Genomic DNA, 1665 nt, shown 5'->3' with positions numbered 1-1665 from the left:
GCGGTAGGTGTCAAGATAGTTGTCGCCTTTTCTCATTATGCAGCTTTGGAGCATAGGACCTCTTCGGGGGGCCTTTTCCGATCAGGGTTGAGCCGAACAACTTCGATTGGCTCCCAGTTCCGTAGTTGTTGTGTCCAACGACAAGGGTTTCTCTGCCGAGCCTGTTCGTACACCTCTCTTCGCCTATCTAATTTATCGATCTCTCTCCCAGAGTGTCGGTCTTCCGGTGCCACGAAACGGATCTCGCTATGCAAATGTTCGGTATTGTACCAATGAACGAATGCATCAACCCACCTCTGTGACCCGTACTCGGAAGCAAAGGGCCGTGATGGATATTCCGGACGATATTTCAAAGTTCTGAACAATGACTCCGAGAACGGATTGTCATTGCTGACACCAGGGCGACTGAATGAAGGAACGACTCCCAGTCGCTGTAATGTTGCAAGCATGGTGGAGCCCTTCATTGGCCCGCCGTTATCTGCATGAAGGACCAATCCTTTCGGATCGACACCATGTCGATGGAAGGCCTCGACGAAGAGGAGCGCACTATTCTGACTACACTCTTTGGAGAAGACGGTTGCAGCCATGATTTTGCGGCTCCAGACATCCAGAATCATGTACAGGTAAAAGAACTGACCGGTAACCGTGGACTTCAAATAAGTAATATCCCAGGACCACACTTGGCAAGGGCCAGTGGCTACTTTCTCACGGGGACGGCGGTGTGTTGCCGGGCGACAGCGTTCCCGGTGAACCAGTTGCTTCTCTTGCCGCAGAATGCGGTAGAAGGACGATTCCGACGCGACGTAACGACCTTCATCGGCTAAACGGGGTACGATTTGTTTGGGTGACAGCTCCCGGTACTTTGGTGAATTGGCCACGGATAAAACTTGTTGTCGCTCGGCTGACGTCAGTTTGTTGGCCGGTGTGGTCAACGGTCCACGACGACTATCTTCCTCAGTCATTGGGTGACGCCATCGCTGAATCGTGCGGGAGGTCAATCCCAAGATATGGGCTGTTGGTTTCAGCCTGGCCCCAGAGGCAGCGGCTTCATCAATGAGAGCAATAACCTGTTGCCGCTCTAGCCGTCCGTGTCGTCGTCCTCGTCCCCCCAAATTTCCTGGGCTTTTTTTTTGAGAACCAGCAATGCGGCTGTTTCTGCCAAAGCCTTATCTTTGCGCCTGAGTTCCTTCTCCAAATCTTTAATACGTTTGGTCTCGGCACGCTTGGCAGGCTTTGGCTCAAGGCCAATGATCATCTGATCACGCCACTGCTGAAGTTGGGCATCGTGCAAACCACGGCTACGCAAAAAAGCACCAAGCTCTTCCTCAGACAATGAGGCTGCTTCCAGAACAGCAGCCAGCTTCTCTTCAGCACTCCAGTCTTGTGGACGTTTCATGTCGGATAACCTTTGCATGGATTCAGCAAATGAGAGTGGTTCAGTATTATCACTCAGACACAAAGTATCAGCTTCACTCACCCATCGATAGAGTGTACTGATTGAAACACCAATGTCATCAGAGATAGAGACCGCGCTGGGCCTGTCGGGGGCGGTCATCTTCTGAACCATCAGGGTACGAAAGGCGGGGGAATATCTTGTTGGCATGACTGGTTGTCTCCTCTCTTTATTTATTTGAGGCGACAACTATGCTGACACATGGGGCCTGA

The 1665-nt window shown here is 51.7% G+C and carries 1 protein-coding gene; it reads right to left on the bottom strand.

Annotated features, from left to right (window positions below; genetic code table 11):
- Nucleotides 1-35: 35 nt before the first annotated feature.
- Nucleotides 36-1603, bottom strand: a protein-coding gene (locus tag P9J64_17415) for an IS3 family transposase (GenBank protein MDG5470098.1) whose coding sequence is annotated in 2 segments (ribosomal slippage) — nucleotides 36-1123 and nucleotides 1123-1603 — 1569 coding nt in all. Because the reading frame shifts where the segments join, the coding sequence is not laid out codon by codon here.
- Nucleotides 1604-1665 lie beyond the last annotated feature (62 nt).

It is taken from the genome of Deltaproteobacteria bacterium IMCC39524, assembly GCA_029667085.1.
GTDB lineage: Bacteria > Desulfobacterota > Desulfuromonadia > Desulfuromonadales > BM103 > M0040.
This window is presented reverse-complemented; position numbering and strand designations above follow the sequence as displayed.